General features: G+C 33.7%; 6 protein-coding genes. 5 read left to right on the forward strand and 1 reads right to left on the reverse strand.

The window, feature by feature from the left end; translation table 11 throughout:
• The 5 genes from J5V48_RS09215 to J5V48_RS09235 all read left to right on the forward strand — a co-directional run.
• The coding region (locus J5V48_RS09215) for a transposase (RefSeq protein ID WP_219938293.1) at positions 1–727 on the forward strand (727 nt) is incomplete at its 5' end.
• A 38-nt stretch (positions 728–765) separates the two neighbouring features.
• A complete protein-coding gene (gene phoA / locus J5V48_RS09220; RefSeq protein ID WP_336244990.1) occupies positions 766–2,148 on the forward strand; it encodes an alkaline phosphatase in 1,383 nt (460 codons plus the stop codon).
• A gap of 217 nt (positions 2,149–2,365) precedes the next feature.
• A complete protein-coding gene (locus J5V48_RS09225; RefSeq protein WP_219938294.1) occupies positions 2,366–2,734 on the forward strand; it encodes a hypothetical protein in 369 nt (122 codons plus the stop codon).
• 477 nt (positions 2,735–3,211) lie between these two features.
• Positions 3,212–3,478 (forward strand): hypothetical protein, encoded by a 267-nt coding sequence (locus J5V48_RS09230; protein WP_219938295.1) that lies wholly within the window; start codon positions 3,212–3,214, stop codon positions 3,476–3,478.
• Positions 3,479–3,582: 104 nt separating this feature from the next.
• Positions 3,583–5,424 carry a peptidase U32 family protein gene (locus J5V48_RS09235; protein ID WP_219938296.1) on the forward strand — a complete coding sequence of 614 codons (1,842 nt, stop codon included), beginning with the start codon at positions 3,583–3,585 and terminating at the stop codon, positions 5,422–5,424.
• A gap of 2 nt (positions 5,425–5,426) precedes the next feature.
• On the opposite strand, the gene J5V48_RS09240 is transcribed toward J5V48_RS09235, so the two are convergent.
• On the reverse strand, positions 5,427–6,866 hold the full coding sequence (locus tag J5V48_RS09240) for a diguanylate cyclase (protein ID WP_219938297.1): 1,440 nt from the start codon (positions 6,864–6,866) through the stop codon (positions 5,427–5,429).
• Positions 6,867–7,079 lie beyond the last annotated feature (213 nt).

Raw genomic sequence — 7,079 nt, forward strand, 5'->3', positions numbered from 1 at the left:
CGTAGACGAAGAGCTTGAACAGAGAATTGCTAATAGCGGTAACCTTTACCTTATCAGAGGTAAATTAAGCACTGCTGCTACCATTGATAGTGCTACTGGTGATGATGGTAAATCAATTCCTGCGTTTAAAGGTAAATCTGTAAATAAATTACCAGCCCATTCCTGTGCTGACTTAGATGTTACCTTTGCTTCAGGACATAAAAATAGAATTATTGTCCGTTACAACCCTAACTGTACTGACAATGATAAACGCTCTATCTTAAGAACTAATATCCCTAAAGACAGATTGGGAGCTAAACAGATTTACCTGCTCTATAGACTTAGATGGGCTATTGAACTGTTTAACAAAGCAAATAAACGCAGTAACTGCTTAAAAAGCATTAACTCAGCTAATGAGAATATCATTCTCTCTTTTATCCTGTTGTCTTTAGCAGTTTCTATCATCAAAACCTTTACCGGTCTTAAATGTGCCAAAGGAAATAGTTTTGAATGGATTTCTATGCTAAAGCTCCATAAACAGAATGACTGCTTTGAGGTTTTATTCAATGCATTACTTTTTCGTAAGTCATCCACTGTATATCAAATTTTTAAAGAACTTCTCGATGACATAGCTCTGCGCTGTCAAAGAACAAAGCCATCTAATCGAGATATTGTTAACTTAAAAGATCTGCCTACATTAGTATGGCAGATCATTAACCAACCAAACCCTTCTGCTAAAATTGCTTAAGGTCTTGGGTATGATTAAATAATATTGCTTTAGCTTTAATTCTATCTGCATCTTCAACTGTTTCATTAGCTGATAATGTATACGACAGATCAGCAGTTGGTGATATCACCGTAAAAGGCGGCGCATCAAGAATTCATGGAGACATGTTCAAGATGTATGAGGAACAAATTAAGCTTGCTAACAAGAAAAAAGCAAAGAATGTCATCCTTTTAATAGGTGACGGTATGGGAGATAGCGAAATCACTGCTGCAAGAAATTTTGCTCACGGTGCTGGTGGTGCTTTCAAGGGTCTTGATGCGCTCCCTATTACAGGTCAGTATACTCACTATTCCTTAAACAAGGATACTAAAAAGCCTGTTTATGTTACTGATTCTGCAGCATCTGCTACTGCCTGGTCTATCGGCGTAAAGTCATATAACGGTGCAATCGGTGTTGATGTAAACGGAAAAATCCATACAAATATCATTGAGCTTGCTAAGAAGAACGGTCTTGCAACAGGCGACATCTCAACAGCAGAAATCCAGGATGCCACACCTGCAGCACCAATTGCCCATGTTAACCACAGAAAATGCTATGGTCCAAAGGTAACTGCAGAAAAATGCCCTGAGTTCCTAACTGAAAAGGGTGGTCTTGGTTCTATCTCTGAACAGATTATTAACGCCAGAGCAGATGTTGTAATGGGTGGAGGTATGAAGTCTTTCAAAGAATTATCAAATGATCCAAAATTTGCTGGCAAGACACTTCTTGAAATTGCAAAGGCAAAAGGATTTAACGTTGTTACAAACGCAGATGAACTATCTAAAGTAACTACAGCAGATCAGAATAAACCAGTTTTAGGTCTCTTTGCTGAAGGTAATATGCCTGTAAGATTAAAGGGCCCCCAGGCTTCTTTACACGGTAATCTTGAAAAAGACGCTGTTAAATGCGAAGTTAATAAGGATAGAAACAGTTCGATCCCAACTCTTGCACAGATGACAAAGAAGTCAATTGAATTACTAAGCAAGAATAAGAAAGGCTTCTTCTTACAGGTTGAAGGAGCATCAATCGATAAGCAGGCTCATGCAAACAATCCATGTGGTCAGTTCGGTGAAACTATGGATTTAGATGAAGCTGTACAGGTTGCACTTGATTTTGCTAAGAAAGATGGAAACACATTAGTTATCGTAACAGCTGATCATGCTCATGCAACTCAGATCTGCTATGAAGATGCAAAAGCTCCTGGTTATACTCAGAAGGTTCTGACTCACGACGGTGCTCCTATGACTATCTCTTATGGCAACTCAGAAGATGTTAATGACTCAGGCCACACAGGTGCTCAGCTAAAGGTTGGTGCCTATGGTCCAGCATCAGTTAATGTCTTAGGTTTAACTGACCAGACTGATATCTTTAAAACCATTACGAACGCATTAAATCTAAAGTAAATTCTAGAAATCACATCCTGACACTTGGATGTGATTTTTTATTTCATTTCATACAAATTTATTTACATCATTTTTATTATGTCCTTTTCTTATCAAAAGTCATATTTAAGCCTTTTGATAAAACTCACAATCCTGATTTTGAAGAAAACAAACTGATCACAGAAATTGTTAAAACTGCATTCTAAACTAAACTTAGGCATTAAAGTTTGGAGTCAAAATGGCTGTTGAGTTATTCAATAATATCAAAACATGTGTAGGAAAAATTGACGGCTCAAAGATCATTGATGCTCAAGGGCAGATTATTGGATATACAGATGAAAAGAAACTTCTGTTTATGGATATAAATAAGGTCACGGTTGCCCATGTTAAGCAAAGTTGTCTGTTTACAAAACATGGTCGAACATTATGTCTATTCACAGAAAACGAAATCAGGGACAGTATGAATAAACTTTTTATAAAAATCGACGGTGATAGGATTGTTGATACTAGCAATTACCTAAAGGGTTATATAAAGGGGGAATCATCTATCCCTAAAAATATAGTTTTAGCTGCTATGCTACTTGTTTATACAATCGATTTATTTTAGCGATTTCCTTACATTTTTATAGGCAAGGTAAAACAACCTTGCCTTTTCTTTTAATTACTATAATTTACTAATAGTAATTGTTACTAATTACTTAATTTTCTTAAAAAAAATTATCCGAAAACAAGCATGCAAAATTGTTAGTGAATGATAAAAATAATGAAGATCAAAAGGTTATTGATAATAATTATTTTGAAAAATAGGCACGGAATATTTGTGAATTGCACATTTTACAAATATCTTATTGATTTATAAGATAATTTTTTATTATCTCCGTTGTAGTTTTTGCATAAACTTGCTAAAGTTCACAAATTTTACTTTAGTTTGCATATTAAATTTTTCTTTTTTTCTTAACTACTCTATATTAAGAGTGTACAAAAAATTATAACAATAAATAACACTGAAAGATTACTATCAAGAAACAATCAAACAAACAATCTTTAAGAATCACAATGAATGATTCTAAAGAAGGAGATTATTATGTGCATGCTTATCTGTCTTATTGCTGCCCTGATTGCAATCTACTCTAACAGAGGTCGTTTAAGTATATTATCAATTATCTATGTTTTAGCAGCAGGTATCTGTTTTGCTGAAAATGTCGGCATCTATATGAATGGAGGTAATTTCATAGATACTGGCATTTCAAACATCTTTAACGGAGTTCTGATTGTATTAGGAGGAGTTGCATTCCAGCTAGTATTAGAAATTGGATTTATCCAGTTCCTAAGAAATCATTATAGTGCTTAATCACTGACTGCATTTATTCAACGACACAAGCAAAAGGAGATCATAACGATCTCCTTTTGAATTTTGTTATAATTAGTTATCAAATACACTGTTATAACATTCCTATGAGAACAATAGAATTACTTGCCCCAGCCAAAAATCTTACTTGTGCAATTGCTGCAATTAATGCAGGAGCTGATGCTGTATACATTGGCGGTCCATCTTATGGAGCTAGAGTAAATGCAGCAAACAGTTTAGAAGATATAAAAGCTGTATGCGATTATGCCCACCTGTTTGGAGCAAAAGTTCATGTAACCATAAATACAATTCTTACCGATAAAGAATTAGAAACTGCACGTGAATTAACATTCAAGCTATATGAAATTGGTGTAGATGCTCTGATTATCCAGGATTTAGGCCTAATTAATGGAGAGTTACCTCCATTAGAGATTCATGCAAGTACTCAGCAGGATAATTCTACTGTTGAAAAAGTTTGTTTTCTTGAAAAGGCAGGATTCTCTCAGGTTGTTCTTGCAAGAGAGCTTAGTATCAATCAGATAAAGGAGATCCATAGTAAAACAAATGTAAAACTTGAAGCATTTGTGCATGGAGCTTTATGTGTTGGCGTTTCAGGACGTTGTTATTTGAGCTATGCTCTAACAAAAAGAAGTGCTAATCGCGGTGAATGCTCACAGCTGTGCAGAGTTCCTCAAACATTGACCGACTCTCTTGGAAATGTTCTTGCTAAAGATAAATACCTTTTATCTATGAAAGATCTGAATCAGAGCAAGAACCTTGAAGAAATGATTGATGCTGGTATTAGCTCATTCAAGATAGAAGGCAGGTTAAAAGATGAAAATTATGTAAAAAACGTTACTGCATTCTATCGTAAGAAATTAGATAAAATTCTCGAAAAAAGGGCAGATCTAAAAAGAAGTTCTTTTGGAGAATCAATTCTTCTGTTTACTCCTGACGTTAATAAAAGTTTCAACAGAGGATTTACTGAATACAATACCCACGAAAAGAAAGATAACTATGCAAACTTTGATGCACCAGGATTCGTGGGAGTTGAAATAGGTAAACTCGTAAGCCAAAAGGGAAATGATTTAACTTTTGCTCTTAAAAAGAAAGTTTCTCTTAATAATGGAGATTCTATAAATTACTATAACGCACAGGGTAATTTAGAAGGATTTAGAATCAGCAAAGTAAAAAATCAGAATACTGCAGAAATTTTTCAGGATATCGAAAAAATCCAATCCGGTACATTATTCTACAGGAACAAGGATGCTGAATTTGAAAGAGATTTGCTAGATCCAAAATCAGCCATAAGAAAACTAAAACTTTATCTAGAATACTCTGAAACTGAAGATGGCATTAAGCTTTCAGGTACAGATGAGTGTGGAATTACTCAGAGTGTAGAAGCTCATCTTGAGAATGCACAAATGGCAAATGATGTTGATAAATTAAAAAATAACATCGAAGCAAAATTAGGAAGATTAGGAGATAGCATCTACTCACTAGAGAATCTTTCTATTAACCTAAGCTACAGCCATTTTGTACCACAAAGTGTTCTGAATAATCTTAGAAGAGAGCTTATTGACAGCCTAAACAGCCAAAAACAGAATATCAAAAAGAAAACAGAGCATGACTTTTCAAAAGCACCAGAGCTTCCTGAAAAAGAAAAGGATCTAGGTTTTAAAGCGAACATATATAACCAGAAAGCAAAGGATTTTTATCTTTCACATGGAAGTCTTTGTGCTGCTGATGCATATGAAAAAACAAATCCAGGTCCTAACGAATGCGTGCTCATATCTAAACACTGTTTGAGATACTGTTTTAATATGTGCCCAAAGCGACATCACGTAAAGGCACAAGACTTGTTTTTACAGATTGGTGCAGAAAAATTCAGATTAGAATTTGACTGCAAAAACTGTTTTATGAAACTGATTGGACCTGTAAAACACTGATCTTATGCCTGAGGCTGTTTTTTACATTCTTTGTGAGCATAGTACTCTTGTTTTTTCTTAATCAGCATTTCTTCAGCGTTTCTTACAAGATCATCAACAGTCATATATGGATATGTGACTCGAGATGAAAATCCTATGCATACTGATAATTCATGATCGTTAACTTTAGACCAGATCTCTATCAATCTGTTTAATTCAATTAGTTTAATGTCTAGTTCAAACAAGCTTATAGACAGAAATACAGAGAATTTATCGCCGCTGATTCTGTAAATAAAGCCTTTTTTAGCAAATACAGATTCTAGGCACTCATATAAACCTTTGATTAAGTAATCCCCCCTCTCGTGACCAAATGTATTATTGATATTCTTCAATCCATTTATATCAACCAAAATAGAACACAATTCAGGAACCTTATCTGTTTTTAAAGTTACTCTGTCAGTGTCATAAGCTTTTTTGTAATATGCCTTAGTCAAAGTGTCCTTCATAACTTCTAAAGACAGGGAATTAGCTTTAAACAAGAGGAACTGAATAATGAATGTAATCAGTAAAGTTATGAAGATACATAATAATGAATTTACGAAGATAACCTTCAAGAATAAATCGTTTTCTCCTGACTTTTTATTTTTCACAACAAGAAATAATTTTGTGTTTAGAATAATTCGTGGATTTTTATATAACTGATTGTTGTCATCTGCTAAGAAATCTGAATTTATGTTGATTCCTGACTCAACTCCTTCAACTATAATGTTTGCCATTTTCTCCAAATCTGATTCGATTATATTCCCGTCTCGATCAACAAGACTAATCTGAACATCAAATTTATTTTCAAGAAACTTTATGGCATTTTGAAGTTGTTCAAGATGTATAGCTACACCAGTTACACCTAAAAATTTTCCTGTTTTATCTGTAATTCTGTTATCAAAAAAGATTGTTAGCTTGTCTGAAGATATTTCTTCTTTTTCAACGACTAAATCAAGATCCTTATTCTTTGATAAAAACCTTGTATACCATTTATCAATTTCATTTGATTCAGGAGAGATTATTTTTTTAAGTCCATTAGATGAATAGTATTTTTTTGTCTTATCAGAAACAACATAACAAAAATCGTATCCGTATCCGTTTTTGATTCCTCTAAGATAGCTCTTAATACTTTTTTCACTCTCAGAATTTTCATTAAAAAGAAGATCAACTAAATAATCATCTTTAGCAATACTGTTAGAATTAATCAAAGGCTTAATAATTGATTCTTTTAAATGATCCTTAATTACCTGTGAAATAACATGGTTAGACTCCTGTATACCCCTTTCAGTCATTTTCTTAACGGTATATACAGATACAGCTGTTAATAATATAAAACTTAAAAAAATACCAACAAAAACAAGCGCATAAACCTTGCCTTGTTTTTCATAAGAGTGGAGTCGACTTACAGATCTTAAATTCATATATTTTGATATCTTCCAATTAAGGTTATTCCGATTTGGAACAAAAAAATACACGGATTCCTTTCAAATGTAGTATGTAACCGCAATATTTTTTTTGTCTGATATCAAAAATTCACGTCTAAGAAGAGATTATTTATCTTACCTAAGACCTTAAGACATTATTGTCAAAAGGGTTAGGTTGGTTAACGATCTGCCATACTAACAATGGTAGAT

This window comes from Succinivibrio faecicola, from assembly GCF_019448115.1.
GTDB lineage: Bacteria > Pseudomonadota > Gammaproteobacteria > Enterobacterales > Succinivibrionaceae > Succinivibrio > Succinivibrio faecicola.

Coding starts and splice junctions, on each gene's coding strand:
- J5V48_RS09235 (WP_219938296.1), top strand. CDS start 3,583: ATGAGAACAATAGAATTACTTGCCCCAGCCAAAAATCTTACTTGTGCA.
- J5V48_RS09230 (WP_219938295.1), top strand. CDS start 3,212: ATGTGCATGCTTATCTGTCTTATTGCTGCCCTGATTGCAATCTACTCT.
- J5V48_RS09225 (WP_219938294.1), top strand. CDS start 2,366: ATGGCTGTTGAGTTATTCAATAATATCAAAACATGTGTAGGAAAAATT.
- J5V48_RS09240 (WP_219938297.1), bottom strand. CDS start 6,866: ATGAATTTAAGATCTGTAAGTCGACTCCACTCTTATGAAAAACAAGGC.